The organism is Belnapia sp. F-4-1 (assembly GCF_000802185.1).
Classification (GTDB): domain Bacteria; phylum Pseudomonadota; class Alphaproteobacteria; order Acetobacterales; family Acetobacteraceae; genus Belnapia.
In genome coordinates this window covers 3,609,041-3,635,004 of the sequence record NZ_KN676113.1, presented here as the reverse complement: position 1 = coordinate 3,635,004, position 25,964 = coordinate 3,609,041, and the positions used below count along the sequence as shown (strand labels likewise).

Annotated in this window: 18 protein-coding genes and 1 tRNA gene; 8 read left to right on the top strand and 11 right to left on the bottom strand. The window is 72.7% G+C overall.

The window, feature by feature from the left end:
* Nucleotides 1-42: 42 nt before the first annotated feature.
* The 7 genes from LH62_RS28515 to LH62_RS17185 are packed head-to-tail and all read right to left on the bottom strand — an operon-like array spanning nt 43 to nt 7,289.
* Nucleotides 43-1,029, bottom strand: coding sequence for a GNAT family N-acetyltransferase (locus LH62_RS28515; RefSeq protein WP_201445525.1), 987 nt, complete (start codon nt 1,027-1,029; stop codon nt 43-45).
* On the bottom strand, nt 1,026-2,228 hold the full coding sequence (locus tag LH62_RS17210; protein ID WP_043363310.1) for a pyridoxal phosphate-dependent aminotransferase: 1,203 nt from the start codon (nt 2,226-2,228) through the stop codon (nt 1,026-1,028). The genes LH62_RS28515 and LH62_RS17210 overlap by 4 nt, the downstream gene beginning before the upstream one ends.
* Before the next feature lie 5 nt (nt 2,229-2,233).
* Nucleotides 2,234-3,436, bottom strand: a complete 1,203-nt coding sequence (locus LH62_RS17205) for a pyridoxal phosphate-dependent aminotransferase (RefSeq protein ID WP_043363309.1) — start codon at nt 3,434-3,436, stop codon at nt 2,234-2,236.
* 58 nt (nt 3,437-3,494) lie between these two features.
* Nucleotides 3,495-4,295, bottom strand: a complete 801-nt coding sequence (locus LH62_RS17200; RefSeq protein ID WP_043363307.1) for an ABC transporter permease — start codon at nt 4,293-4,295, stop codon at nt 3,495-3,497.
* Nucleotides 4,292-5,143: an ABC transporter permease gene (locus tag LH62_RS17195; protein WP_043363306.1), complete on the bottom strand. Its 852-nt coding sequence runs from the start codon at nt 5,141-5,143 to the stop codon at nt 4,292-4,294. The genes LH62_RS17200 and LH62_RS17195 overlap by 4 nt, the downstream gene beginning before the upstream one ends.
* Nucleotides 5,143-6,189, bottom strand: coding sequence for an ABC transporter ATP-binding protein (locus LH62_RS17190; protein WP_082012624.1), 1,047 nt, complete (start codon nt 6,187-6,189; stop codon nt 5,143-5,145). Before LH62_RS17190 ends, LH62_RS17195 begins: the two co-directional genes overlap by 1 nt.
* Before the next feature lie 2 nt (nt 6,190-6,191).
* Nucleotides 6,192-7,289, bottom strand: a complete 1,098-nt coding sequence (locus LH62_RS17185; RefSeq protein ID WP_043363301.1) for an extracellular solute-binding protein — start codon at nt 7,287-7,289, stop codon at nt 6,192-6,194.
* Between the two features lie 218 nt (nt 7,290-7,507).
* Here LH62_RS17185 and LH62_RS17180 point away from each other — a divergent pair, with 218 nt between their 5' ends.
* The 3 genes from LH62_RS17180 to LH62_RS17170 all read left to right on the top strand — a co-directional run bounded on the left by LH62_RS17180 (nt 7,508) and on the right by LH62_RS17170 (nt 11,559).
* Nucleotides 7,508-8,161 (top strand): hypothetical protein, encoded by a 654-nt coding sequence (locus LH62_RS17180; protein WP_043363298.1) that lies wholly within the window; start codon nt 7,508-7,510, stop codon nt 8,159-8,161.
* A 100-nt stretch (nt 8,162-8,261) separates the two neighbouring features.
* The gene (locus LH62_RS17175) at nt 8,262-11,135 is read left to right on the top strand and encodes a glycosyl hydrolase family 28-related protein (protein ID WP_043363296.1); all 2,874 of its coding nucleotides are present in this window, start codon (nt 8,262-8,264) and stop codon (nt 11,133-11,135) included.
* Between the two features lie 49 nt (nt 11,136-11,184).
* Nucleotides 11,185-11,559: a hypothetical protein gene (locus tag LH62_RS17170; RefSeq protein ID WP_043363294.1), complete on the top strand. Its 375-nt coding sequence runs from the start codon at nt 11,185-11,187 to the stop codon at nt 11,557-11,559.
* Between the two features lie 47 nt (nt 11,560-11,606).
* Here the strand turns inward: LH62_RS17170 and LH62_RS17165 are convergent, their stop codons facing one another.
* The 3 genes from LH62_RS17165 to LH62_RS17155 form a co-directional block, all read right to left on the bottom strand.
* Nucleotides 11,607-12,080 (bottom strand): hypothetical protein, encoded by a 474-nt coding sequence (locus LH62_RS17165; protein ID WP_052214618.1) that lies wholly within the window; start codon nt 12,078-12,080, stop codon nt 11,607-11,609.
* Nucleotides 12,077-12,592 carry a hypothetical protein gene (locus LH62_RS17160; protein WP_043366025.1) on the bottom strand — a complete coding sequence of 172 codons (516 nt, stop codon included), beginning with the start codon at nt 12,590-12,592 and terminating at the stop codon, nt 12,077-12,079. Before LH62_RS17160 ends, LH62_RS17165 begins: the two co-directional genes overlap by 4 nt.
* Before the next feature lie 179 nt (nt 12,593-12,771).
* Nucleotides 12,772-12,846: transfer RNA gene (locus LH62_RS17155), tRNA-Thr, on the bottom strand.
* Between the two features lie 399 nt (nt 12,847-13,245).
* Here LH62_RS17155 and LH62_RS17150 point away from each other — a divergent pair.
* From LH62_RS17150 to LH62_RS17130, 5 genes are all read left to right on the top strand, one after another.
* Nucleotides 13,246-14,457, top strand: a complete 1,212-nt coding sequence (locus LH62_RS17150) for a glycosyltransferase family 1 protein (RefSeq protein WP_052214617.1) — start codon at nt 13,246-13,248, stop codon at nt 14,455-14,457.
* Nucleotides 14,454-21,728 (top strand): SDR family NAD(P)-dependent oxidoreductase, encoded by a 7,275-nt coding sequence (locus LH62_RS32530; RefSeq protein ID WP_052214616.1) that lies wholly within the window; start codon nt 14,454-14,456, stop codon nt 21,726-21,728. The genes LH62_RS17150 and LH62_RS32530 overlap by 4 nt, the downstream gene beginning before the upstream one ends.
* Nucleotides 21,725-23,044 (top strand): aminotransferase class I/II-fold pyridoxal phosphate-dependent enzyme, encoded by a 1,320-nt coding sequence (locus tag LH62_RS17140; protein WP_043363292.1) that lies wholly within the window; start codon nt 21,725-21,727, stop codon nt 23,042-23,044. The genes LH62_RS32530 and LH62_RS17140 overlap by 4 nt, the downstream gene beginning before the upstream one ends.
* A 183-nt stretch (nt 23,045-23,227) precedes the next feature.
* Nucleotides 23,228-23,812 (top strand): formyltransferase family protein, encoded by a 585-nt coding sequence (locus LH62_RS17135; RefSeq protein ID WP_201445524.1) that lies wholly within the window; start codon nt 23,228-23,230, stop codon nt 23,810-23,812.
* Between the two features lie 58 nt (nt 23,813-23,870).
* On the top strand, nt 23,871-25,142 hold the full coding sequence (locus LH62_RS17130) for a capsule biosynthesis protein (RefSeq protein ID WP_043363290.1): 1,272 nt from the start codon (nt 23,871-23,873) through the stop codon (nt 25,140-25,142).
* On the opposite strand, the gene LH62_RS17125 is transcribed toward LH62_RS17130, so the two are convergent.
* On the bottom strand, nt 25,111-25,941 hold the full coding sequence (locus tag LH62_RS17125; protein WP_043363286.1) for an aldo/keto reductase: 831 nt from the start codon (nt 25,939-25,941) through the stop codon (nt 25,111-25,113). The two genes, LH62_RS17130 and LH62_RS17125, sit on opposite strands and share 32 nt — an antisense overlap.
* Nucleotides 25,942-25,964: the final 23 nt, after the last annotated feature.

The following is a 25,964-nucleotide window of genomic DNA, read 5'->3' as shown; positions in this document are numbered from 1 at the left end:
CCGGAAGCGGTGACAATGCGATGGCCTGACCGGATCATCGGCTCAGACCTCCTTCCAGAGGATGACAGCCGCACGGGCGGCGCCGGTCTCGTCAAGCGCGAAGCCCGGGATGCGCCCGGCTTCCCGCCAGCCGAGGCTGCGGTAAAGCGCCTCCCCTGGCTCGTCGGCCTGGATCTCGGATACCAGCAGGCGGCGGCGCAGGCGTTGCGCCGCCTGCTCCGCCCGGCGCATCAGGGCGCGGGCGACGCCGCGGCGGCGGGCGGCCGGGTCGACCAGCAGCTTGGCAAGGGCGGCCCGGTGCGGCTGGTTCTGCGGCGTGTCGAGATTGAGCTGCACCGTGCCGACGAGCTCGCCATCCAGCCAGGCAACGAGCAGCACTTGGCGGTTGGCCGCGACATCGGCCGCGACCTTCTTCCAGACGCCCCGCGCCACCTCCGGCGCGAGCGGCCTGAGGAAGGAGACGCTGGTGCCCGCATCGACGCAGGCGACCAGGATCTCGGACAGGCGCCGCTCCGCGCTGGCCGCAGCGGCGGCATCCAGGGCCTCCACCACCAGTCCGGCCGCCGGCTTGGCATAGCGGAATTCGAGGGATTTCGAGATGTCGTCGAGGATGCGGATGGCGCCCTGGCGCAGATAGCCGCGCTTCTCGTAGAAGCGGTGGGCCGCATCGAAGCGGGTATCGGTCCAGAGCACGAGGCGCTGTGCGCCTGCCGCGCGCGCATGCGCCTCGGCCTTATCGAGCAGCCGCTGGGCGAGGCCGGTGCCGCGCTCCGGCGCCGCCACATACATCCGGCAGATCTCATAGGCCTGGTCGCTGTTGAGCGGCCTCGTGCCGACCATGCCGACCACGCCGTCCTCCCGCTCCGCTGCCCAGAGCGCACCGCCCGCCCTGGCGAAGTAGCTGGCCAGTGCCCGAAGCTCGGGCGCCTCGCCATCCACGTCGAGGATGCAGTTCGGGAATTCCGCCCAGCAATCCCCGATCAGGCGGATGAAGCCCTCGGCATCCTCGTCCCGCCCGGGGCGGATCATCGAAGCTCCCGGCAGAACTCCTGGATGCGCGTGCATGCCTCGGTGAGGCTGGCGGTGTCGGTGGCGTAGGAGATGCGCATATAGGGACTCATCCCATAGGCCGTGCCCTGGACCGCGGCGACACGCTTCTCCTCGAGCAACGCGGTCACGAAATCCGTGTCGGTCTCGATCTTCCGCCCGCCCTTGGTGGTCTTGCCAAGGCAGCCCGCGAGGTTCGGGAAGACGTAGAAGGCGCCTTCCGGCTTGTGGCAGGTGATGCCGGGGCAGGCATTCAGCATCTCCACCACCATGTCGCGGCGCCCGCGATAGACCTCGGCATTGCGCTTGACGAAGTCCTGCGGCCCGTCGAGCGCCGCCACGGCCGCTGCCTGGCTGATGGTGGAGACGCCGGCGGTCGCCTGGCCCTGCATGTTGAACATGCCCTTGATGAGCGAGGCAGGCCCGCCGCCGAAGCCGACGCGCCAGCCGGTCATCGCATAGGTCTTGGAGCAGCCGTTGACCGTCAGCGTACGGTCCTTCAGCCCTGGCTCCACCGCGGCGATGGTATGGTACTCGAAGCCGTCGTAGAGCAGGTGCTCGTACATGTCGTCGGTCATGACCCAGACATGCGGGTGCCGCATCAGCACATCGGCGATGGCGCGCATCTCGTCGCGCGAGGGCACCGCGCCCGTCGGGTTGCCGGGGAAGTTCAGCAGCACCCACTTCGTCTTCGGCGTGATCGCGGCCTCGATATCCTCGGGCCGCGGCTTGAAGCCGTTGTTCTGCGGGCAGGCGACGGTGACGGGCACGCCGCCCGCGACCTTCGCCATGTCGGCATAGCTGATCCAGAAGGGCGACGGGATCACCACCTCGTCACCCGGGTCGAGCGTCGCCATGAAGGCGTTGAAGATCACCTGCTTGCCGCCATTGCCGACGATGATCTCGTCGGCGACGTAGTCGAGGCCGTTGTCGCGCTTGAACTTGCGCGCGATCGCCGCTTTCAGCGCCGGCGTCCCGCCCTGGGGCGGATACTTGGTATCTCCCTTGAGCGCCGCCTGATGCGCCGCCTCGATCGCATGCGGCGGCGAGGCGAAGTCCGGCTCGCCGTTGGAGAGGCTGATGACCTCGATGCCTTGCCCGCGCAGCTCCCGCGCGCGCTGGGTCATGGCGGCGGAGGCGGAGACCTTCACCTCCTGGAGGCGCTGCGCGAGCGAGGGCATGGCGGCTACCTCATGCCTTCGCAGAAACGCCGGATGCGTGCGCAGGCCTCCTTCAGCACGGCGTCGCTCGTTGCATAGCTGATGCGGAAATGACCGGGATACATGAAGGCCGCGCCATGGACGCAGGCCACGCCCTCCTCCTCCAGCAGCGCCGTGCAGAAATCCTCGTCGCTGCCGATGGCCTTGCCGCCCTTCGTCGTCTTGCCGATGCAGCCCTGCATGCTCGGGAAGACGTAGAAGGCACCTTCCGGCTTGTGGCAGTAGAGGCCAGGGGCCGCGTTCAGCTCCTCCACCATCATGTCGCGGCGCCGCTTGTAGGCGGTGCGCATGGTGTCGATGCTGTCCTGCGGCCCGGTCAGTGCCTCGACGGCCGCCGCTTGGCTGACGCTGCTGGTGTTGGAGGTGGACTGGCTCTGCAGCTTGTCCATCTGCTTGATGAGATGCACGGGCGCCGCGGCATAGCCGATGCGCCAGCCGGTCATCGCATAGGCCTTGGAGCAGCCGTTCATCGTCACCGTGCGGTCGCGCAGCCGCGGCTCGACCTCGAGGATGGTGGCCGGGCGGAAGCCGTCATAGGCCAGCTTCTCGTAGATGTCGTCGGTGAAGACCCACACATCCGGGTGGCGCATCAGCACGTCGGTAAGCGCCTTCAGCTCCTCCGCATTGTAGGCGGCGCCGGTCGGGTTGCAGGGGTTGTTGAGCAGGAACCACTTGGTCTTCGGCGTGATCGCCGCCTCCAGCTGCTCCGGCCGGAGCTTGAAGCCGCTGTTCTGGTCGCAGGCGACGATGACCGGCTTGCCCTCGGCGAGCTCCACGATATCCGGATAGCTCACCCAGCAGGGCGCCGGGATGATGGCCTCGTCGCCCGGGTTGATGGTGGCGAGCAGCGCGTCGAAGATCACCTGCTTGCCGCCGGTGGCGATCAGGATCTCCTCCGGCTTGAAGTCGAGGCCATGGTCGGCCTTGAACCGCTCGCAGACGGCCTTCCGCAGCGCCGGCGTGCCGGCGACATCGGTGTACTTGGTCTCGCCGCGCTCGATGGCGGCGATCGCCGCATCCTTGACGTTGCGCGGAGTATCGAAATCCGGCTCGCCCGAGGAAAGCCCGACGATATCCTTCCCCGCCGCCTTCAGCGCCCGGGCCTTGCTGGTCATCGCGATGGTCAGCGAGGGGGAGATGCGGTCGAGGCGGTCGGCAATGAGCTTCATGGGGTCGGGGCCCTGGTCCTGGCGAAGGCGGCGAAACTACCCCCCACCCCCCGCCGCTTCAACCCGCGCCATTCGCCCGCCGGGCCAAAATCAGCCCCGCTCCCCCCACCGCCAGCGCCGCCACGGCCAGCACGAGGGCCGCCAGCGCATTCACCTCCGGCGTCAACCCGACCTTGAGGGCGGAGAAGACCAGCATCGGCAGCGTCGTCCCGGCCGGGCCGGAAACGAAGCTCGCCACCACCACGTCGTCGAGCGAGAGGGTGAAGGCGAGCAGCCAGCCGGCGGCAAGGCTGGGCGCGATCAGCGGCAGGGTGACGGTGCGGAAGATGGTGAAGGGCCCGGCGCCGAGGCCGGCCGCCGCCTCCTCCAGGCTGGGGTCGAGCGTCGCTAGCCGCGCCTGCACGACGACCGCGACATAGGCGAGGCCGATGGTCGCATGGGCGAGCAGGATGGTCGCCGCCCCACGGCCGGGCGCCCAGCCGAGCCAGGCCTCCAATGCCCCCTGCGCCAGCACGAAGAGCAGCAGCAGCGATAAGCCTGTCACCACCTCCGGTAGCACCAGCGGCGCCCCGGCCAGCCCCCCGAGCAGCGTCCGCCCGGTGAAGGGCCCGAACCGTGCCAGCGCCCAGCCGGCGAGGCTGCCGAGCAGCATCGCCAGCGTTGCCGCCCCAGCGGCGATGCGGAGCGAAAGGAAGGCCGCCTCCCGCATCCGCTCATTGGCGGCGAGGGCAGCGAACCAACGAAGCGACCAGCCGCCCCATTGGAAGGGAATGCGGTCGGCGCTGAAGGCATAAAGCACCATCAGCAGGATCGGCGCCCAGAGGAACAGAAGGCCGAAGGCCAGGCCGATGCGCCTCATCCCCGTCGTCCCAGCCTTTGGAAGAAGAGGATGGACGGCAGCAGCAGCACCAGCAGGGCGAGCGCGAGCGCCGCGGCAAGCGGCCAGTCCCTGTTCTGGAAGAATTCGCCCCAGAGCACGCGGCCGACCATCTGTGCCTCCGGCGGGCCAAGCAGCTCGGGGATGACGAACTCCCCCGCCGCGGGGATGAAGACCAGCAGGAAGGCCGAGGCCGCCGCCGGCAGCGACAGCGGCAGGGTGACGCTGCGGAAAACGGTGAAAGGCGTCGCCCCCAAATCGGCCGCCGCCTCCTCCAGCGACCTGTCCCGCCGCAGCAGCGTCGTCGCCAGGGGCAGCACGGCGAATGGCAGGTAGGCGTGGACCATGCCGAGATGGAGCGCCAGGTCGCTATAGAGCAGCCGCAATGGCCCGACCCCGGCGAGGCCGAGCACGCCGTTCACCCAGCCACCATCCCGCAGCAGCCCGATCCAGGCGCCGAGCCGCGGCAGGAAGCCGGTCCAGAAGGGCAGCAGCACCAGCAGCAGCAGAGGCAGCCGCCAGGAGGGCCGGGCGCCGGCGATGCCGAGCGCCATCGGATAGGCCAGCAAAAGGCAGAGCGCAGCGGTGACGAAGGCGGTGAACAAGGAGCGGAGGAAGGCCTCCAGGTAATAGGGATCGGCCAGCAGCGTGCCGAAGCTTTCCGTGCTGCCTTGCCAAACCGGCCCGCCCGCCCAGCCGAGCGGCGGAATGAAAGGCGGCACCCCCGGCCCTGCCTCGGCGAAGGCGATGAGGCCGAGGATCAGCAGCGGCGCCGCCACCAGCAGCAGCAGCCAGCCGAGCGGCGGCAGGAGGATGAGCAACCGCTGCATCAGGCGCGGAGCGCCACCAGCGCCTCGGCCGGCCAGCCGAGGGCCAGGCGCGATCCCGGCTCGGGCGGCGCGGCACCGGCGGGCAGGGCGACGCGCAGCTCCGCCCCGTCCGGCAGGGCAACCAGCGCCATCCAGCCATCGCCACGATAGGCGAGGTCCCGCAATACCCCGCCAACCCCGTTGGCCATGGGCGGCGCGCCCGGCAGCAGGCGGATGCGCTCCGGCCGCAGCGCCACGGCCAGGGCCTCGCCCGGCGCGGCGCCATGCGGCAGGGCGAGGCGGCAGGCGCCCGCCTCCACTGCGCCATCCGTGCCGACCTTCCCTTCCAGCACATTGGCGGCGCCGAGGAAGCGGGCGACGAAACGCGTCGCCGGGCGCTCGTAGAGCTCGGCCGGCGGGCCGCATTGGGCAAGCCGCCCCCCATCCAGCACGGCGATGCGGTCGGCCAGCGCCAGCGCCTCCGCCTGGTCGTGCGTCACCATGACGAAGCCGGCGCCGGTTCGCCGCTGCATCGCCCGCAGCTCGAGCCCGGTCCGCTCCCGCAGGCCCGCATCGAGGGCGGCGAGCGGCTCATCCAGCAGCAGCAGCCGCGGCCGCTTCACCAGCGAGCGCACCAGCGCCACCCGCTGCCGCTGCCCGCCCGAGAGCTGATGCGGCTTCCGCCCGGCCATCGCCTCCAGCCCGACCATGGCCAGCGCCTCGCCGACGCGGCGCCCGATCTCGGCACGCGGCATTCGCTCGCGCCTCAGCCCGTAGGCGACATTGTCGAAGACGGTGAGATGCGGGAAGAGCGCATAGCTCTGGAACATCATGCCGACAGGCCGGGCGTGCGGCGGCAAGCCGGCGAGATCCCTTCCCTCCAGCAGCATGCGCCCTGAATCCGGCACCTCGAACCCCGCCACCAGCCGCAGCAGCGTCGACTTGCCGGAGCCGGAGCCGCCGAGCAGCGCCAGGACCTCGTCCGGCCGCACCTCGAGATCGAGCCCGTCGAGCGCCAGCGCCGCGCCGAAGCGCTTGGTCAGCCCCCTGACCGTGAGCAGCGCCAAGTTCAGCGGCCCGCCCGGAAACGGCTCCAGAGACGGCTGCGCAGCCGCTCCGCCTGCGGGCCCGGCGTACCGGGGACGAAGGCCCGTGCCAGCGCTGCCTCGGGCGGATAGACATTCGAATCCTCCCGCACCGGTGCGGCGATCAGCGGCCGGCTGGCAGGCACCGCGTTCGGGTAGCGCACATGGCTGCTGACGGCGGCGATGACCTCGGGCCGCAGCAGGAAGTCGATAAAGGCATGCGCCGCCTCCGGATGCGGCGCATCGGCTGGAATCGCCAGCATGTCGAAGAAGATCTGCGGCCCTGCGGCCGGTGCCGCATAGCCGATCTCGACGCCCCGCCCTGCCTCGCGCGCCCGCGCCGCGGCCTGGATGACATCGCCGCTATAGGCCAGCGCGGCGCAGACCTCGCCCGTCGCCAGCATGTCGAGCAGCGCGCCGGAGCCGGGGATGGCGCGGAGGTGGGGGCGGATGGCAAGCAATGCCGCCTCGGCCGCGCGCAGGTCGGCGGGATCGGTGCTGTCCGGGTCCCGCCCCAGCCAGCGCAGCACGGAGGGCAGCACATCCGTCGCGCTGTCCATCACCGCGAGGCCGCAGCCGGCGAGGCGCCGCGCATTCTCCGGCTTCAGCAGCACATCGAGGCTGTCGAGGGCGAGATCGGGCGCGATGTCCCTGATGCGGTCGAGCCGGAGGCCCATCCCCACGGTGCCCCAGAGATAGATCGCTCCATGCGCGTTGCCGGGATCGGCCACCGCCGCGCGCGCCATCAGCCCGGTGTCCAGGTTACGCCAGTTGGGAATCCTCGCCCGGTCCAGCGGCAGCAAGGCCCCGGCGCGGACAAGCCGGGCGAAAGTCGGCTCGCTGGTCGGGACGATGAGGTCGTAGCCGCTGCGCCCGGCGGAGAGTTTTCCTTCCAGCGTCTCCAGGCTGTCATAAACGTCATAGCGGATGCGGATACCCGTCTCCTGCTGGAAGCGCTGCACGACATGGGGGTCGATGTAGTCGGTCCAATTGTAGACGTTCAGCACCGGCTGGGCCCAGGCGGGGCGTGGGGCGGCGAGCGGGGCCAGCAGCAGGGCGGCGATCAGGGCAAGGCGACGCATCCGGCCTCCGGCAGGGTTCGGGCAGGAGCGGAGACTAGGACGAAGTCGCCTTTCCCGAACTAGGATATTTTTCCTTGACGATAGGGTAACGTTCCGGTATTCCAGCCTTCGCCGACGGCCGAATTGCGCCCGGCGCTCCCCCTGCCCTTCCCTGCGCCCCTCCCCCCTCCCGGAAGCCCCTCCCGGGAGGTGCGGCGCCCGTTGAGACGGAGACCCCCGTGCCCTTCAGCTCGGCCAATCTCGCAGCCCTGATCCAGGGCAACAGCTTCACCCTCTGGCAGTACCGCACCACCGACAGCCGCGCCACGGTCACCGCTGCCGGCTATTTCGCCGCGGTCGCCGGCAGCCTCAAGCCGGGCGACCTGATGGTGCTGCAGACCGCGGATGCGATGGCGCTGCTGCCGGTCCGCAGTGGCCCCGCCCTCGGCACCGGCGTCACGCTGGATGGCGCGGTCGGGCCGATCAACACGGTGCGCAGCGTTGCCCAGCGCTTCAGCTTCGGCCAGGCGGCGGCGGCGGTGGTGCGCACCATCATCCTCGCCCCCTTCGCCGCCGGCATCGTCGCCGGCACCACCATCCCGGTCTCGGCGACGGTGCTCGGCCCGGTCAGCCAGGTGGTCTTCAGCCTGCGCGACGGCAGCGGCGCGGTCATCCCGCCGGTGCGGGTGGTGCCGGTGGTCGGCGGTGGCGCCTCGGCCAGCTTCCCGACGCCGGCCATCGGCACCGGCTACCGCATCCGCGTCGAGGATGCCGCGGACCCTTCGCTCGGCGTGCTGTCCCGCAGCTTCAACGTCGGGCCCGACCTGAAGCTGATCCTGGCCGAGAGCGACGGACGCCTGCTGAGCGAGGCGGGCGACGTGCTGAAGCAGTAGCCGCCCTCCCCGTTCCCCGCCCTCCCCATCCCCCATCCCCCATCCCCCATCCCCCATCCGCAGGCGGTTTCCACCGCCTGCACATCCGGACCGGAGCCCGATGCCCGACGCAAGGATCAGCGAGCTGCCCGCGGCCAGCACCCTCGGCGATACGGACCTCGCCCCGCTGGTGCAAGCCAGCGGCAGCACCACCGAGACCCGCCGCGCCACCCTCGCGCAACTGCGCGGCGCGGTGCTCGTCGACCGTGGCGCCCATGTGCGCGACTACGGCGCCAAGGGCGACGGGAGCACCGATGACGGCCCCGCCTTCCAGGCCGCCATCGACGACCTGAAGACGAAGGGCGGCGGGACGCTCTTCCTCGGCCCGAAGGTCTACCGCATCGCCTCGCCGGTGGTGCTGAACGGCGCCACCATCCGCCTCCAGGGTGCGGGCTTCACCGAGGGGCCCGGTGCCGGCCAGGGCACTTGGCTGCGCATCAACACCACGGGCTTCACCCCCTTCACCTTCACCGGCGTCAACCGCCGGGGCGCCGGCTTGCGCGACATCGCCGTGCAACAGACGCACGGCGCGGCGCAGGTCAGCGGTTGGGCACCGACGGCCTACGACTACGTCTTCCGCATCGAGGACTGCTTCGGCGGCGTCGATTTCGACAATGTCTTCCTTTGCAACGTCAACAAGGGAATCTTCTGCCGGAATTCAGGCCGGCTCGACATCCGCCGCCTGCGCGCCCAGGTCTTCACCACGGGCGTCGAGGTCGACCAGTGCTACGACATCCCGCGCATCCACAGCGTGCATTTCTGGAATTTCTGGAGCTCGAACGCCTTCATTCTCGCCTGGCAGCAGGCCAATGCGGATGCAATGGTCTTTCGCCGCAGCGACGGCGTCTTCATCGACCAGGCCTTCGTCCTCGGTTACCGCAGCATGTTCCGCTTCGGCAGCTCTGAAAGCGGTGTGACGACGAAATTCTACATCGGCCAGGCCTATGCGGATTTCGTGAAGTACGGGATTTGGGTGGAAGGCTCCGGCACGGACGGCCAGGTCGCCAACTTCACATCGCACAACGAGATCTTCAACGCCGCCGGCGCACCCCTGCCGGGCTCGGCGGCGATCCAGGTGGACGGCTCGAACACCCGGGTGCAGATCGGAAACCTCCGCACCGATGCGGTGGAGGACAGCGCGATCTGGGTGAACAGCACGGGCAACCGGCTCGACATCTTCTCGCTCCGCTGCACCCGCTTCAACACGCGGAACAACGGCGCGGCAGCGATCCATATCGCCGATAGCGGCGCAGCGACGCCGAACGCTGTCTACCTCGGCACCCCGCCGCTGCTCGAGAATGGCGGGCTTGTTGTCAACGCCGGGACCAATGCGGTGCTCGCCAGCGGCACCCCGGCCGGCCAGGCGGCACGGCCGGGACTCGCGGTCGGCGGCGTCGATACCGGGCTCTTCCTGCCGGCCGGCGGCAGCCTCGCCGCCTCCGCCGGCGGCGCCGAGGTGCTGCGGGCGACCGCAGCGGGCGGCATCACTTTTGGCGGCGCGCCGGGCGGCCACGCGCTGGAAGTGGCGACGCCGGCCGGCACTGTGAACCGTCTGCTGATCGGCGGCGCCACCACCGGCAGCCCCGTCACGGCGCAGGCGCAGGGCGCGGATGCCAATATCGGCCTCCAGCTGGCCGCCAAGGGCACGGGCACGGTGGCGTTGCAGGCGAACGGCGCCACGGCATTCGCCATCGGCAATGCGGCGGCCCCGGCGGTGAACTGGCTGCGCGCCGATGGCGGCGTCGCAGGCGGCGCGGTGACGCTGTCGGCCCAGGGCAGCGACGCGGCGATTGGCATCACCCTGGCGCCGAAGGGAACCGGGCTCGTGCGGACGACGACGCCGGCGAGCACCGACAACTCGACGGCCATCGCCACCACTGCCTTTGTCAGGGCGCAGAACTACACGGTGGCCGGGGCGGTGGCGAGCGTCGCCGACGGCACGGCCGCAGCGCCCGGCCTCGGCTTCGCCGGCGCTGCGGCGACCGGCCTTTCCCGCGCCGCGACCGGGGCGCTGTCGCTCTCGGTCAATGGTCTGGAGACGGTGCGGGTCGCGCCTGTGGCGAGTGCGGTGAACCGGCTCGGCCTGTACGGCAGCGCGGCCGGCACGGCGGCGGCGCTGCTGGCAGAAGGGAGCGACACCAATATCGGCCTCGTGCTGGGGCCGAAGGGCAGCGGCGCCCTCAGCGCCATGATGCCCGACAACGCCGCAACCGGCGGCAATGCGCGCGGCGCCAGCGCGGTGGACTGGCAGCAGTTTCGCAGCACTGCGGCGCAGATAGCCGGCGGCGCCTATTCCACCGTCAGCGGCGGGCGCAACAACGCCGCGCTCGGGACGACCAGCGTCGTGGCCGGAGGAGACACCAACTCGGCCTCCGCGGGCGCCAGCTGGGTTCCGGGCGGGCAACAGGCATCGACGGGCCTGACGATCAACCGCGGCGCATGGTCGGCGGGACGGTTCAGCGTCAATGGGGACGCGCAGGCGGGTGAGTTCGTGCTTCGCCGGCAGTCGACGGATGCCACCGCCACGCGGCTGACCGCCGACAACTTGGCGCCCGGCGGCAGCAATCAGGCGATCTTGCCGACCAATGGCAGCTACCGGCTGAAGCTGCTGGTCCTCGCCCGTCAGGTCGGCGGCACCGCGGGCACGGCCGGCGACACGGCGAGTTGGGAGGCGAGCCTGCTTATCCGCCGCGGCGCCACGGTGGCGGCGACGGTGCTCGTGGGCGGCACCGCCCTCGGCAGCGGCCCGGCGCTCGCTCCCATCACCGCCGGCACTGGCTTCGCCCCAGGGATCGGCGACAGCGGCGCCGCCGCCTGGCGGCTGATCCTCGATGCCGACACCACCAATGGCGGCCTCGCCATCAGCGGCACCGGCGAGGCGGGCAAGACCGTCAACTGGGTCGCTCGCCTGCTCTCGGTCGAGGCCGTCGGCTGAGGCCGGCGCGCTTCGCCTGCCTCCCTCATCCAACCCCAAGGAGCATCCCATGGCTGACCTGACCGATTATGCGAAGAACCTGCTCGGCCGTGCGCTCTGCGCCCGCGGACCAGCCCTTCCGAGCCAGGTCTTTCTTGGCCTCGGCACCGGCGGCAGCGACCCGTCCGGGCTGACCGGCGAGCCGGTGGGCAATGGCTATGCCCGGCAGAAAGTGACCTTCAGCGGCACCGGCGCGCAGCAGAACACGGACGCCATCCGCTTCACCTTCACCGCCGCGGTCGGCACGCTGACCCATGTCGGGCTGTTCGACGCGGCGAGCGGCGGCAACCCGCTTACCTGGTCGGCGCTGGCCAGCGCGGCGGCGGTGACCGGCGCCGGGACGGTGACGATCAACGCCGCCGGGCTGGTGCTGACGCCGAACTGAGCCGCGCCCCGGGGGATCCCGCCACCGCGGGGTCCCCCATTGCGGGTCTACTGCAGGCTGCCCCAGCGCGGCACCGCCGGCTCCGCTGCCGCCCATTTCCAGCTTTCGCCCTGACGGCAGGCGGTGGTGAGGAACCACTTCCGCCCGCCATCCTCCTCCACCGAGAACAGCGCCTCGCGGCAGGGGGCGAGGGCATTGTCGATCTCCCGCACCAGCCGCACCTCGCCCTCCTCGTTGCCGAGCGGAATGGTGTGGCGGATGCGCCAACGCCGCACCTCGCCCGGGGCGAGGCTGCCGATCACCGCCGCCACCTCATCCTGCTCCGCCCCATGCCGGCTCCGCACCACATAGCGGATGCCGGCAGCGGTCGCCGCCCGCACGCCGATGCCCACGCCGATCGCGAGCGCCGGGTTGCCGCTGGCCAGCGCCGCGCCGCCGCCGGCCACCGCGCCTGCCACATCCGCCGCTTGGTTGCAGCCGGCGAGCACCAGCGGCAGCAGCACCAGCGCCAGCCGCCTCATTGCAGCGAGCCCCAGCGCGCCGTCGCCGGCTCCGCACTGGCCCAGCGCCAGACCTCGCCGTCGCGGCAGATGGTGGCGGTGTAGAAGCCGCGCTCCCGCTTCCGGTCGACCGAGAAGACGATTTCCTTGCATTCGAGCCCGCCGGCACCGATCAGCCGTGCGACCGTCACCTCACCCTGCTCGTCGGGCTCGATCGGCAGCGTGTGGCTGACCGACCAGCGCGCGACCCCGCCGACCGGCAGCGGGCCCGCGGCCCGGGCGATGCCGTCCTGCGCCGACCCGTGCGCCCGGCGCTGGGCATATTGAAGGCCAGCTCGCCCGACCGCCTGGACGCCAAGGCCGATCGCCGTGGTTGCCGCCGCATTGGCGCCAACTGCATCCGACACCCCGGCGCCGGTGACGCCCGCGGCCGTACTGGCCGTTTCGGCGACCAGCACCGCACAGCCGGGCAGGCCGGCCATCAGCGGGAGGAGAAGGAGGAGTCTGGCAGCACAGCGAAGCGTATCAGGCATGCCGATGGCATGGCCTGCCTCGCCGAGGCCGGCAAGCCGCAAAGGTATACGTTTTCGTGGGCGGCAGCGGCGCAGGCTTCGTCGCCGGACCCAGGCGTTCTGCCAAGAGCGGCTGCTACGAAGCCGACCGCCTCACCTTGATCGGCGACGACGGGCGGTGCGGGTGTAGAGGGATAGGATGGTGCTGCCAGAGAGGATTGAACTCTCGACCTCTCCCTTACCAAGGGAGTGCTCTACCACTGAGCTACGGCAGCAGGTCGGCGCTTCCTAACGGGTCGGGCAGCGGGCTGCAACCCCTTCGACGGGCTTTGCCGCCACCGTAACCTTCATCTTCCATTCAGCAGTCCGCGGGAAGCCTTCCGCCTCCGGAAACGATGCTCAGCCAGCTTGCCACTACCTGATTCCTTGCGATACCCAAGGCCTTTGCATAACCTGAGGTAGACGATGCTGCATCGCACCGTAATATTTTGAATGCGTAACGGTACGCCTCATGCCATGATGTCTCCCTGACGCCAGCCACCCAGGCGGGAACCTGAACCGGCCAGCAGCGCAACCTCGTCGCAGGCGGAGAAGATTTGTATACTATCCTTGATATATCCCGTCTGATCTCCTGCGTCCGGCGCTCCTCCCCTTCCGGTATCGATCGCGTCGAAATGGCCTATGCCAAGCGGTGGCTCGACGAGTCGCCAGCCTCCTGCGATTTCGCGGCCCAGAGCGGCTGGGGCTGGTTCGGCCTGGTTCCGCGTCGGCTGGTCGCCGCCTTGGTCGAGGCATTGGAGCTGACCTGGCTGCACGGCCCCGAAGCCGAGGGCGCGCTTACCCGCGCCAGGCGGATCGCCGCCAGGCTGCACGCCCGCCTTGCCGTCGGCAGCGGCCGGGCTGCGTTGCAGAGCCGGATCGAGGCGCACCGCCGTGCCGTCTTCCTCCTGGTCTCGCACCGCTCCCTGGAAAGCGAGGCACCCATCGCCGCCCTGCGCCGCGCGGGCGCCCGCTTCGTGCCCCTGATCCATGACCTGATCCCGCTGACCCATCCCGAATATTCCCGCACCCGGCAGGTGGCGCGCCATGCGGCGCGGGTGGCGACGACGGCGGCACTGGCGGACGGGATCATCGTCAATTCCGCCTTCACCGCCTCTACCCTGCTGCCACGGCTGGCACGCCATGGCCGCGCCGCGCCGCCGCTCGCCATCGCCCCGCTCGGCGTGGACCTACCCCGGACGCCGCCCGCCCTGCTGCCGTCCGAGCCCTATTTCGTCTGCCTTGGCACCATCGAGCCGCGGAAGAACCACCTGCTGCTGCTGCATGTCTGGCGCGAGATGGCGGATCGCGCCCTGGCGCTGCCCGGCACCCCGCTTCCGCCGAAACTGCTGGTCCTCGGTCGCCGCGGCTGGGAGAACGAGAATGTCGTCGACCTGCTGGAGCGCTGCGACCTGCTGCGCGGCATCGTGCAGGAGGTCGGCACCCCGCCCGATGCCGAGGTATCCCGCCTGGTTGCCAACGCGACCGCCCTGCTCTTCCCGAGCTTCGTCGAAGGCTATGGCCTGCCGGTCGCCGAGGCGCTGTCCCTCGGCACGCCGGTGATCTGCTCGGACACCGCGCCGCTCCGCGAGGTCGGCGGCACCGTGCCCGAATTCCTCGACCCGCTCGACGGCCCCGCCTGGATGGAGCGGATCGAGGCCTATGCCGCGCCGGACTCGGCCGCGCGCGCCGCCCAATGCGCGCGGCTGCGCCATTGGTCCCGCCCGCAATGGGTCGAGCATTTCGACCAGGTGGACACGCTGCTCGACCGGGTCGTCGGCCTGCCCCGTCCCGCGGCTGCGCCCCTGCCCCAGCCCCTGCCGAGCCGAGAGCCGAGCCTGGCATGAGCCGGCCCGCGGAGGCGAAGGCGAGGCGCCGGCCGGACGGCGCCATCGCCATCCTGGGCGCCGCCTGCCGCCTGCCCGGTGCGCCCGATCCCGAGGCCTTCTGGAGCCTGCTGGTGGAGGGCCGGGATGCCGTCACCAGCATCCCGCCCGAGCGCTGCACCCGCGATGCCTTCGCCCATCCGCGCCGCGGCGAGCCCGGCAAGTCCTACAGCTTCGCCGCCGGCGTGCTGGATGACGTCACCGGCTTCGACGCCGCCGCCTTCGGCATCTCACCCCGCGAGGCGGCGGAGATGGACCCGCAGCAGCGCCTGCTGCTTGAACTTGCCGCCGAGGCGCTGGAGGATGCCGGCCTGCCCGCCTCGCGCCTCGCCGGCAGCGGCACCGGCGTCTTCATCGGCGGCTCGCTGACCGACTACGGGGATCTCCGCCTCGCCGAACCGGCGGGCGGCGACCGCTACTTCATGACCGGCAGCGCGCTGTCGATTCTCGCCAACCGCCTCGGCAACGTCTTCGACCTGCGCGGCCCGGCGCAGACCATTGACACCGCCTGCTCCTCCGCCCTGGTGGCACTCCACTGGGCCTGCGAGGCGCTGCGCGGCGGCCGGATCCCGGCGGCGCTGGTCGGCGGCGCGAACATGCTGCTCACGCCTTTCCCCTTTCTCGGCTTCGCCCGGGCGGGGATGCTTTCGCCCACGGGCCGCTGCCACGCCTTCGACGCCAGGGCCGATGGCTACGTCCGCGCCGAGGGCGGCGGCATGGTGGTGCTGAAGCGCCTCGAGGATGCGCTGGCCGATGGCGATGCGATTCGCGCCGTCATCCTCGGCTCCGGCGTGAACGCCGCCGGCCGCACCATGGGCCTGTCCCTGCCGAGCGGCCCGGCCCAGACCCGGCTGATCGAGCAGGTCCTATCCGAATCCGGCGTGGCACCCGACCGGATCGGCTATTTCGAGGCGCATGGCACCGGGACGGCCGCCGGCGACCCGCTGGAGGCCGGCGCCATCGGCGCCGCCATCGGCCGCCACCGGACGGAGGCGCTGCCGATCGGCTCGGCCAAGACCAATATCGGCCATACCGAGCCCGCCGCCGGCATCGTCGGCCTGCTGAAGGCGATGCTGATGCTGGAGCGCGGCCAGATCCCGCCCTCGCTCCATCATGAGACGCCGAACCCGGGGATCGACTTCACCGGCCTCGGCCTCCGCGTGCCGCTCGTGGCGGAGCCGCTGCGCCGCCGCCACCGCGCGGTGATCGGGGTGAACAGCTTCGGCTTCGGCGGCACCAATGCCTGCGCTCTGCTCGCCGCCGCGCCACCCGCCCAGCCCCAACCCGAGCCCGGGCGGCAGGAAGCGCCCCTGCCGCCGCTGCTGCTCTCCGCCCGCAGCGCGGCGGGGCTGAAGGCGCTGGCGAGCCGCTGGCAGGCCCGCCTCGCCGCCACCCCGCCTCGTGCCCTGCCCGCCCTGTTGCGCGGCGCCGCCCGCCACCGCGACCTGCTGCCGCACCGCCTCGCCCTTCGCGGCGCCGACCCGGCACGCCTGGCCGAAGGCCTCGCCGCCTGGCGGGCCGGCGAATCCGGGGCTGCCGCCGGCACCGCCGGCCCGCCCCACGGCATCGCCTTCGTCTTCAGCGGCAACGGCGCCCCCTGGCCCGGCATGGCCCAGGCCGCCTTCGCCGCCAGCCCCCGCTTCCGCGCTGCCCTCGCCGAGGCCGATGCCGCCCTTGCCCCACTGCTCGGCTGGTCCCCCGCTGAGCAGGTCGAGGCCGGCGTCAGCGCCGAAGCCGTTGCCGCCACGGACCGCGCCCAGCCGCTGCTCTTCGCCATCCAGCACGGCATCGTCGCGGCGCTGGCGGCGGAAGGCGTCCGTCCGGCCCTCTGCCTCGGCCATTCGGTCGGTGAGATCGCCGCCGCCGCCGCCGCCGGCCTGCTGCCCCTGCCGGAGGCCGCCCGGCTGGTGGTTGCCCGCAGCCGTCACCAGCAGGCGATGCGCGGCCAGGGCCGCATGGCCGCCCTCGGCTGCTCGGCCGAGGCGGCGCTGCCGGTGCTCGCCGAATGCGGGCCGGGGCTCGAGATCGCGGCGGTCAACGCCCCATCGGCGATCACCGTGGCCGGGCCGGTGGATGCGCTGCACCGCCCCTCCCAGGCTGCCGCGGCACGGCGCTGGAGCTGCATCGCCCTCGACCTCGACTACGCCTTCCACAGCGCGGCCATGGACCCGCTGCGTGAAGGGCTGCTCGCCGACCTCGCTGGCCTCGCGCCGGCGGCGCCCGCGGTGCCGATGATCTCGACCGTCACCACTGAGCCGCTCGCCGCCGCCGACTGCACCCCGACCCATTGGTGGCGCAACCTGCGGGAGCCGGTGCGCTTCCTCCCCGCGGTCGAGGCGGCGATCCGCCAGGGCGCCGGCCTGTTCCTCGAGATCGGCCCCAACCCCATCCTGCAAAGCTACCTGCGCGAGGCGCTGCGCCAGGCCGGCAGCGAGGCCGGCATCCTGGCCAGCCTCACCCGGCGCGACCTGCAGGGCGACCCCTTCCCGGCCGTCGCCGACCGCGCCTTCGTCCTCGGCGCCGACCCGCGCGGAGGCCTCGCCTATGACGGCCCCGCCACCCGGCGCGGCCTGCCGCTGACGCCTTTCGACCGCCAGCCCTATTGGCTTGCCCAGACGGCGGAAGCCATCCCGATCGCCCAGCCGCTGGCCGAGCACCGCCTGCTTGGCTTTCGCCGCGGGAATGAGCCCGGCCTCTGGACCCGGCACATCGACACCGAATTGGAGCCCTGGCTGGCCGACCACCGGCTCGCCGGCCAGCCGGTGCTGCCCGCCGCGGCCATGGCGGAGATGGCGCTGGCCGCCGCCCTGGCCTCCCATCCGGAGGCGCCGGCGCTGGAGCTGCGCGACCTCGCCATCCATCAGCCGATGCCGCTGGAGGCGGATGCCTCCCGCGAAATCCGGGTGACGCTCGACGCAGCCGGCGCCTTCGCCCTCGCCAGCCGCCGCCGCCTTGCCGACGAGGCCTGGACCCTGCACGCCGAGGCGCGCGTCGCAGCCCTCCCCCGCCTGCCGGATGCCGCCGCCGAACCCTCCGCCCTGCCGCGCCGCCTCGACCGCGAGGCGCTCCTGGCTCTCGCCTCCCGTCTTGGCCTCGATTACGGCCCTGCCTTTCAAGCGCTGGAGGAGGTGTCGGTCGATGCGGAGGCCGGCCTCGCCCGCGCCAGGCTGGCCCGCCCTGCGGCGGCGCCGCCGGATGCCGGATTCCTGCTCCACCCCGTCCGGCTCGACGGTGCCTTGCAGGCCCTGCTCGGCCTGCTCACTGAGGCGCCGGCCGAGCCCGGCACCGGCTTCGTCCCCGTCCGCATCGGTCGGCTGGTGCTGCGCTGCGGGGCCGAAGCGCCGGCCGCCGCCGCGATCCGCCTCACCGAGCGCGGCAGCCGCAGCGCCGCCGCCGACCTTGTCCTGCGCGACGCGACCGGCGGGGTGGTCGCGGTGCTGGAGGGATGCAGCTTCCTCCGCATCCGCCTGCCAGGCCGGGCGGATCCGCTGGAGGGCGCCTTCCGCATGGCGCTGCTGCCCGCCCTCGGCAACGAGCCGGCCGAACCGGTGGACCTTGCCGTCCCGCTCGCCGCGGCGCTGCGGCAGGACGCGGCGCTCGACCTGACCGAGGCCTCGCTGCTGCTGGAGGGCTTCTGCGCCGCCGCCCATGCCGCGCGGGGGGCAGCACCGGCGACCGGCCCCTATGCCCGCATGCTGCTGGAAGCCCTGGCCGCGGACGGTCTGGCGGAGCAGGGCCCGCTCGGCCTGCACCCAGTCCCGGCTCCCGACCTGCCTCCGGCGGCGGAGATCTGGCGCCAGGTACTGCTGGAGCAGCCCGACCTTGCCCAGGACCTCGCCTGGGCGGCGCTGGCGGCGGAACAGCTGCCGCAGGTCCTCGCCCATCGCCTGGCCGGCGAGGCCGGCGCCCCGCCGCCGCCGCAAGCGGCCGGCTATGACCGCCTCGCCCGCGTGCTGGCCGAGGCCGTCGCCGCCTTCGCCGCTGCCTGGCCCGCGGCCCGGCCGCTCCGGGTGCTGGAGGTCGCGGCCGGCACCGGGCCGCTCACCGCGCATCTGCTGCGTGCGCTGGCCGGCTGCGGCCGGCGCGTGCTGCTGACCGCGGCGCCGCTGCCGGGCCAGCCGCCGATGCCGCTGCCGGCGGTGCCGGAGGGCATCGAACTCACCCTCCGCCCCTGGGATCCGGAGGGTGGCGACGCACCGCCCCTTGCCGCCGACCTGGTGGTCGGCCTCGCCGCCGGGGCACGGCTGCGGCGCGGCACTGCCCTGCTCGGCCCGCTGCGCCAGGGCGCCGCGCCGGGCGCGACCCTGCTGCTGGCCGAGCCGCTGCCCGGCTGGCTGTGGAATTTCTGCTGCGGCCAGGAGCCGGGCTGGTGCGGTGCCGCGCCGCTCGCGCCTGCAGCATCCTGGGCGGCCGCCCTCCCCGCCGAGGGCTGGGCCGCCCCACTCGCCGAGCCGCTGCGCGCCGCTCCCTTCCCCGCCCTGCTGATTGGCGGGCGGGCCGCCGCCGGCGCCACGCTGCTGGCCGCGCCGAAGCTCCGCCGCGTCGCCCTCTTTGCCGATGCGGCCATGGCGGGGCTGCGGCCGGCCGTCGCCGCCGCGCTGCAATCCCGTGGAGCCACCGTCTCCGGCGGCGGCCTGGCGGAGGCCGCCGGCCTGCCGCCGCACGCCCTTGCCGACAGCCTGGTGGTGGCGCTGGCCGGCGGCCGCAGGCCGGAGGAGATTGCCGCCTCGCTCGCCGCCCTGTCCCGGCTCGGCGCCGCGGCCGAAGGAAGCGCCGCCGGCTTCTGCATCGTCACCCAGGGCGGCCAGCAACCCGATGGGCCCGGCACTCGGCACGAGCCGGGCGCCGCCGCCCTCTTCGCCCTCGGCCGGGTCCTGGCCAACGAGCATCCCGGGCTGAAGCCGCGGCGGATCGACCTCGCGCCCCAGCTCGGCCCGGAGCAGGCTTCCCGCCGCCTCGCCGCCGAACTGCTGACCGAGCAGGATGATGAGGCCGAGGTCACCCTCACCGAGGCCGCCCGGCTGGTCCCCCGCCTTCGCCCTGGGCTGCCGCCCGCCCCGTCCCCGGCCGGCCCGCAGCGGCTGGCCATCCGCCAGCCCGGCCAGCTCGGCAGCCTCCACTGGGAGGGCTTCCTCCCGGGCATGCCGGGACCGGGTGAACTGGCGCGGCGCATCGAGGCTGCCGGGCTCAACTTCCGCGACGTGATGTGGGCCCAGGGCCTGCTGCCGGAGGAGGCGCTGCTGCCCGGCTTCGCCGGACCGCATCTCGGCATGGAATGCGCTGGGGTGGTCGAGGCGGTGGGCGGGGGCGTGGCGCTCCGCCCCGGCCAGCGAGTCTTCGGCGTGGCGCCGGCGGCACTCGCCAGCCATGCCCGCACCCGCGCCGAGGCGCTGGTGCCGATGCCGGACGGGCTCGATCCGGTCGCCGCCGCCACCATTCCCGTCGCCTTCATGACCGCAGTGCATGCTCTGGAGGAGTTGGCGCAGCTGGAGCCGGGCGAGCGCGTGCTGATCCATGGCGGCAGCGGCGCCGTCGGCCTGGCCGCGCTCCAGGTGGCGCTGGCCCGCGGCGCGCTCGTGGCGGCCAGCGCCGGCAGCCCCTCGCGCCGCGCCTTCCTCCGTGCCGCCGGGGCGACGCTGGTGCTCGACAGCCGCGACGCCGGCTTTGCCGATACCCTCCGCGCCACCTGGCCGGAGGGGGTGGACGTGGTGCTGAACTCCCTCGCCGGCGCGGCGATGGAGCGCTCGCTCGGCCTGCTGCGCCCCTTTGGCCGCTTCATCGAGCTCGGCAAGCGCGACTTCGCCGAGGGCAGCCGCGTCGCCCTCCGCCCGCTGCGGCGCAACGCCACCTACTTCGCCGTCGACATCGACGAACTGGCGCGGGCCCGGCCGGCCCGGGCGGCGCGGCTGCTGGCCGGCATCGCCGCCCGGCTGCGCGAGGGCGAGATCCGTCCCCTCCCCGCCGCCAGCTGTCCCGCGACGGAGGTGGAGGCCGCCTTCCGCGCGCTCCAGGCCGGCGGCCATATCGGCAAGCTGGTGGTCCATCCGCCGGCGCCCGGAGGCCAGGCCGAAGCCGCCTCGCCGCTCGCCCGCGCAGCCGAGGGCACCATCCTCGTCATCGGCGGCACCGGGGGCTTCGGCCTGGCGACGGCGCGCTGGCTGGCGGAACGGGGTGTGCGGCACCTCGCCTTGCTTTCCCGTCGCGGCGCTGCGGCGCCCGGGGCGGATGCGGCGGTGCGCGACATCGCCGCCCGCGGCGCCACCGCCTCGCTGCATGCCTGCGACGCCACCGATGCCGCGGCGCTGGAGCGGGCTTTGTCCGAGATCCGTGCCTCCTGCCCACCGATTCGCGGCATCATCCACGCCGCGGCGCTGACCGGCGACGGCGCGGCGGCACTGCTCGATCCGGCGCGTGCCGCACCGGTGCTGACGGCGAAGCTCGCCATCGCCGACACTCTCGACCGGCTGACCGCCCGCGATCCGCTGGACCTGTTCCTCATGTACTCCTCCGCCACCGTCGCCGTCGGCAATCCCGGCCAGGCCGCCTATGTCGCCGCGAATGCCGGGCTCGAGGCGCTGGCCCGGCGCCGCCGCGCTGCCGGCCGCCCGGCCATGGCCATCGGCTGGGGCCCGATCGCCGATGCCGGCATGCTGGCCGGGGATGCCGCAAAGGTGGAGATCCTGGAGCGCCGCCTCGGCGTCGCCGCCATGCGGGCCGAGGAGGCGCTGGCCGCCCTGCCCGCCCTGCTTGCCGCGGATGCAGCGGCGCCCGGCCTCGCACGCATCACCTGGCCGGCCGCGTGTGCCGCGCTCGCCATCCTGGCCGAACCCGGCTTCGAGGCGGTCCGCGGCCTCGCCGCGCCCGCCGGGGATGCCGCCGGCCTCCGCACCCGGCTGCGCGGCCTGGTGGAGTCGGAGGCGCTCGCCCTGCTGCGCGAGACCATGGCGGCCGAACTGGCCCGCATCCTCCGCCTGCCGGCGCCGTCCATCGGCCCCGAGGCGCCGCTTGCCAGGCTTGGCCTCGACAGCCTCGGCGGGATGGAGCTGCGGACGGCGCTCGAGGGGCGGCTTGGCGTGGCCGTGGCGCTCGATGGGGTGGGCGACGGGCTGACGCTGGATGGCCTTGCCCGGCGCATCCTCGCCCGGCTCCAGGCCGGGCCGCGGGACGACAGCGCCGAGGCGCTGCTCGCCGCGCATGAGCCCGAGGCCAGCGGATTGGAGGATGCGGCATGAGCACCGGCTTCGACCTCAGCGCCAGCGCCCGCAGCGCCCTGCTCAACCGCCTGGCCCGGCGCGGCGCGGCCTCGACAGCGGAGGCGCCAACCGAATCGCCGGGCCGCGACCTCGGCACCCTGCCGGGGATGCGGGATTTCGAGACGATGCGCGATGCCGGCGCCGCGCTCGGCATCGAGAGCCCCTATTTCCGTCAGCATGACGGCGTCGCGGGAGGCCGCAGCAGCATCGGCGGGCGGAGCTACGTCAACTTCGCCTCCTACAACTATGCGGGGCTGAACGGCGACCCGCGCGTCGCCGCCGCGGCCAAGGCGGCGATCGACCGCCATGGCGTCTCCGCCTCCGCCTCGCGCCTCGCCTCGGGCGAGCGGCCGGTCCATGCCGGGCTGGAGGCGGCGCTCGCCGCGCATCACCGGGCGGAAGCCTGCCTCGCCTTCGTCAGCGGACACGCCACCAACGTCACTGTTATCGGCCAGCTGCTCGGGCCACGCGACCTCATCCTGCATGACCGGCTGATCCACAACTCGGTCGCCGAGGGGGCGCGGCTGAGCGGCGCCCGGCGCATCGCCTTCGCCCATAACGATTGGGAGGCGGCGGAGCGTGAATTCGCCGCACATCGCAGCCGGCACGGCCGGGCGCTGCTGGTGATCGAGGGCCATTACAGCATGGATGGCGACCTGCCCGATCTCGGCCGCTTCGCCGCGCTCGCCCAGCGGCACGACGCGCTGCTGATGGTCGACGAGGCGCATTCCCTCGGCGTGCTCGGCGCGACCGGCCAGGGGATCGCCGAGCAGTGCGGCGTCGATCCAGGCCTGGTCGATATCTGGATGGGGACGCTGTCGAAGACGCTTTCCTCCTGCGGCGGCTACATCGCTGGCCGGAAGCGGCTGGTGGACTGGCTGCGGCATACGGCACCCGGCTTCGTTTATTCGGTCGGGCTGGCGCCGCCGCTCGCCGCCTCCGCACTGGAATCGCTCCGACTGCTGCAGGCGGAGCCATGGCGCGTCGCGCGGCTGCAGGCCAATGCGGCACTCTTCCTCCGCCTGGCGCGGCAGGCGGGATTCGATACCGGCAGCTCGGCCGGGCTCGGCATCGTGCCGGTCATCCTCGGCAGCTCGCTGCGGGCGGCGCAACTCGCCGCCGCCGCCTTCGAAGCTGGCGTGAACGTCCAGCCGATCCTCTTCCCCGTGGTGCCGGAGGGTGCGGCGCGGCTGCGCTTCTTCCTTTCCGCCGAGCATACCGAGGCGGATATCCGGCACAGCATCACCGCGCTGGCCGCGGCGCGGGACGGGCTGGCGGCGCTGAAGGCCTCCTGAGCGGCTTGCGCATCGCCCTCTTCACCCTGGAAAGCGCGCTGAGCGCCGAGGCGGTGGAGGCCTTCCTCCAGGCCCATGGCGAGAGCGTGGTGCTGATCTGCCGCTCCGATCCCTTCCGGCCGGGATCGGGCGGGGTGGTGCGCCAGGGCCTGGCGGCATCTCCACCGCTCCGGGCCGCGGCTGTTGCCCTATCTCGCGGTGAATTACGGCCTCCGCCCGGCACCGGGCCGGCTGGCCGGACATGGCATCCCCGTCGTCGAGGTGGCGGATGTGAACGGGCCCGCCATGGCGGCGGCGATCGACACCGCGCGGCCGGACCTGCTGGTTTCCTTCCATTTCGATCAGATCTTCCGCGCCGAAACCCTGGCGCTGGCGCCATGGGGCGGGATCAACCTGCACCCTGCCTTGCTGCCCCGGCATCGCGGGCCGGTTCCCACCATCTGGGCACTGGCCGAGCCGGAACCATGCTTCGGCGTCACCATTCACCGGCTTGCGGCGCGCATCGATGCCGGCGCCATCCTGGCGCAGCGGGAGGTGCCGTTGCCGCCCGGCATCACCGCCAGCGCTGCCGCGCGCGCGCTGCACCTGGCCGGGGTGCCGTTGCTGGTGGAGGCGATTGCCCGTCCGAAGTCAGGACGGGAGGTGGTGCCGCTGCCCTATTGCCCCTTCCCGCCACCCGATCTGCTGCGCCACTTGGCGCGCCAAGGGCGGCGCCTTGCGGATGCGGCGGATCTCCGCCGCGCACTCCGCCTCACCCGCCGGGCTTAAGTTACGATATCGTATTAAATTGCTTGACCTTTCATGCCTCCGCTGCGAAAGGGCGGGCATGGTTGCAGCTCCCGTCCAGCCTGCGCAGGAGAGGCGCCGCTTCCTCTTCCTGCAAGGGCCGATCAGCCCCTTCTTCGCGGAGGTCGCGGCCGGGCTGCGGGCGTTGGGGCACGAGGCCTGGCGGATCAATCTCTGCCTCGGCGACCGGCTGTTCTGGCAAGGGCCGGGGGCGAAGGATTTCCGCGGGCGGCTTTCGGAGTGGCCAGGCTTCCTCGACCGCTTCTATGGGCGGCACGGCATCACCGACCTCGTCCTGCTCGGCGAGCAGCGGCCCTACCACAAGCCGGCCATCGCCCTCGCCCGGGCGCGCGGCATCGCGGTGACGGTGACGGATTTCGGCTATCTCCGCCCGGACTGGGTAACGCTGGAGCGCGACGGCATGGGGGCCGAAAGCCGCTTCCCGCGCGATCCGGCGGCGATCCGGCTGCTGGCCTCTCGCTGCCCGCCGCCCGACCTGCGCGAGCACCACCGCGACAGCTTCGCCACCCAGGCGCGCTGGGACGTGCTGTTCCACCTGGCCTCGCTGCTGCCCTGGCCCTACCGGCACTACGAGAGCTTCCTGCTGCATCCGCCGATCCCGGCCTATCTGGCGACCGGCCTCCGCCTGCTGCTGCGACGGCGCGAGACGCAGGCGGCGGCGGAAACCCTGGACCGGCTGGCCGCCCTCGGCGTGCCACTCTACCTCTTCGCCATGCAGATGGAGACCGACTACTCCATCCGCGCCTATTCCCGCTTCCCCGACATGGACAGCGCCATCGCCGAGACGGTGGCGAGCTTCGGCCGCCATGCCCCGGCCGAGGCACGGCTGCTGGTGAAGGTCCACCCGCTTGATCCCGGGCTGAAATCCTGGGCGCGGCGGGTCCGGCGGATCGCCGCGGCGCAGGGGGTGGCGGGACGCGTCGCCTATCTCGGCGGGGCGCTGCCGATGGAGCGGGTGATCGCCCGGTGCCGGGGCACCGTCACCGTGAACAGCACCGTCGGGGTGAAGGCGATCGCCATGGGCTGTGCCATCCTGCCGCTCGGCCAGGCGATCTACGACGTGCCCGGCCTCGCCTGGCAGGGCGGCCTCGACCGCTTCTGGCGCGAGGCGGCGCCGCCGGAGCCGGACCTCGCGGAGGCCTTCATCCGGGCGCTGGCCGCCAGCCTGCATGTGCGCGGCTGCTACTACACGCGGCCGGGGCTCGACGTGACCGTCGCCGGTGCCGTCCAAAGGCTGCATCTCGGCGTGCTGAACGCGCCTACAGCATCGCCAGGGACCGTTTCCGCCTAGGCGGCGGGAAGTCGGCATCGAGCGCAGCGAGGTCCTCAGGCGCGAGGCGCAGTTCGCCGGCCGCGGCGTTCAGCCGCACATGCGCCTCGTCGGCCGCCTTCGGGATGCCGATGACGCCGCCCTGCTGCAGCGTCCAGGCGATCGCCACCTGGGCCGGCGTCGCGCCGAGCCGCCGCGCCACGCCCTGCAGGGCCGGGTGCCGCAGCAGCGCCCCGCCCTGGCCGACCGGGCTGTAGGCCATCACAGGCATCCGCCGCCCTCGGCAGAAGGGCAGCAGGTCGAACTCCACCCCGCGATGCTCCAGGTTGTAGAGCACCTGATCCGTCGCGCAGTCCGCCAGCGCCGGGCCAAGCTCCTCCAGATCGTCGACGTCGAGGTTGGAGACGCCCCAGCGGCGAATCTTGCCCAGCCCCCGCATCCGCTCCATCGCCTCCACCGTATCCTCGAGGGGCACCGAGCCCCGCCAGTGCAGCAGGTAGAGGTCGAGGGCGTCCGTCCGCAGGCGCTTGAGGCTGCGCTCCAGCGCCGCCTCAAGCTTTCGGCCGCCCGCATTGTGAGGATAAACCTTGGAGACGAGGAACACATCGCTGCGCCGCCCGGCGATGGCCTCGGCCACCACCTCCTCGGCGCCGCCTTCGGCGTACATCTCGGCGGTGTCGATCAGGGTCATGCCGAGGTCGAGGCCGAGGCGGAGCGCCGCCGCCTCCCGGCGCCGGTCGCTGCCTCGCTCGCCCATGTGCCAGGTGCCCTGGCCGAGCGTCGGCACCTCCGTCCCGTCCGCCAGCGTGATCGGTGCCATTTCGTCCCTCCGCATCCCGGCCT

What these genes read in the sequence shown, in the direction of transcription:
- LH62_RS17185 (WP_043363301.1), bottom strand. Translation starts at nt 7,289, where the DNA reads ATGCGTCGCCTTGCCCTGATCGCCGCCCTGCTGCTGGCCCCGCTCGCC.
- LH62_RS17210 (WP_043363310.1), bottom strand. Translation starts at nt 2,228, where the DNA reads ATGCCCTCGCTCGCGCAGCGCCTCCAGGAGGTGAAGGTCTCCGCCTCC.
- LH62_RS17150 (WP_052214617.1), top strand. Translation starts at nt 13,246, where the DNA reads ATGGCCTATGCCAAGCGGTGGCTCGACGAGTCGCCAGCCTCCTGCGAT.
- LH62_RS17140 (WP_043363292.1), top strand. Translation starts at nt 21,725, where the DNA reads ATGAGCACCGGCTTCGACCTCAGCGCCAGCGCCCGCAGCGCCCTGCTC.
- LH62_RS17200 (WP_043363307.1), bottom strand. Translation starts at nt 4,295, where the DNA reads ATGAGGCGCATCGGCCTGGCCTTCGGCCTTCTGTTCCTCTGGGCGCCG.
- LH62_RS32530 (WP_052214616.1), top strand. Translation starts at nt 14,454, where the DNA reads ATGAGCCGGCCCGCGGAGGCGAAGGCGAGGCGCCGGCCGGACGGCGCC.
- LH62_RS17130 (WP_043363290.1), top strand. Translation starts at nt 23,871, where the DNA reads ATGGTTGCAGCTCCCGTCCAGCCTGCGCAGGAGAGGCGCCGCTTCCTC.
- LH62_RS28515 (WP_201445525.1), bottom strand. Translation starts at nt 1,029, where the DNA reads ATGATCCGCCCCGGGCGGGACGAGGATGCCGAGGGCTTCATCCGCCTG.
- LH62_RS17195 (WP_043363306.1), bottom strand. Translation starts at nt 5,143, where the DNA reads ATGCAGCGGTTGCTCATCCTCCTGCCGCCGCTCGGCTGGCTGCTGCTG.
- LH62_RS17125 (WP_043363286.1), bottom strand. Translation starts at nt 25,941, where the DNA reads ATGGCACCGATCACGCTGGCGGACGGGACGGAGGTGCCGACGCTCGGC.
- LH62_RS17175 (WP_043363296.1), top strand. Translation starts at nt 8,262, where the DNA reads ATGCCCGACGCAAGGATCAGCGAGCTGCCCGCGGCCAGCACCCTCGGC.
- LH62_RS17165 (WP_052214618.1), bottom strand. Translation starts at nt 12,080, where the DNA reads ATGAGGCGGCTGGCGCTGGTGCTGCTGCCGCTGGTGCTCGCCGGCTGC.
- LH62_RS17170 (WP_043363294.1), top strand. Translation starts at nt 11,185, where the DNA reads ATGGCTGACCTGACCGATTATGCGAAGAACCTGCTCGGCCGTGCGCTC.
- LH62_RS17205 (WP_043363309.1), bottom strand. Translation starts at nt 3,436, where the DNA reads ATGAAGCTCATTGCCGACCGCCTCGACCGCATCTCCCCCTCGCTGACC.
- LH62_RS17160 (WP_043366025.1), bottom strand. Translation starts at nt 12,592, where the DNA reads ATGCCTGATACGCTTCGCTGTGCTGCCAGACTCCTCCTTCTCCTCCCG.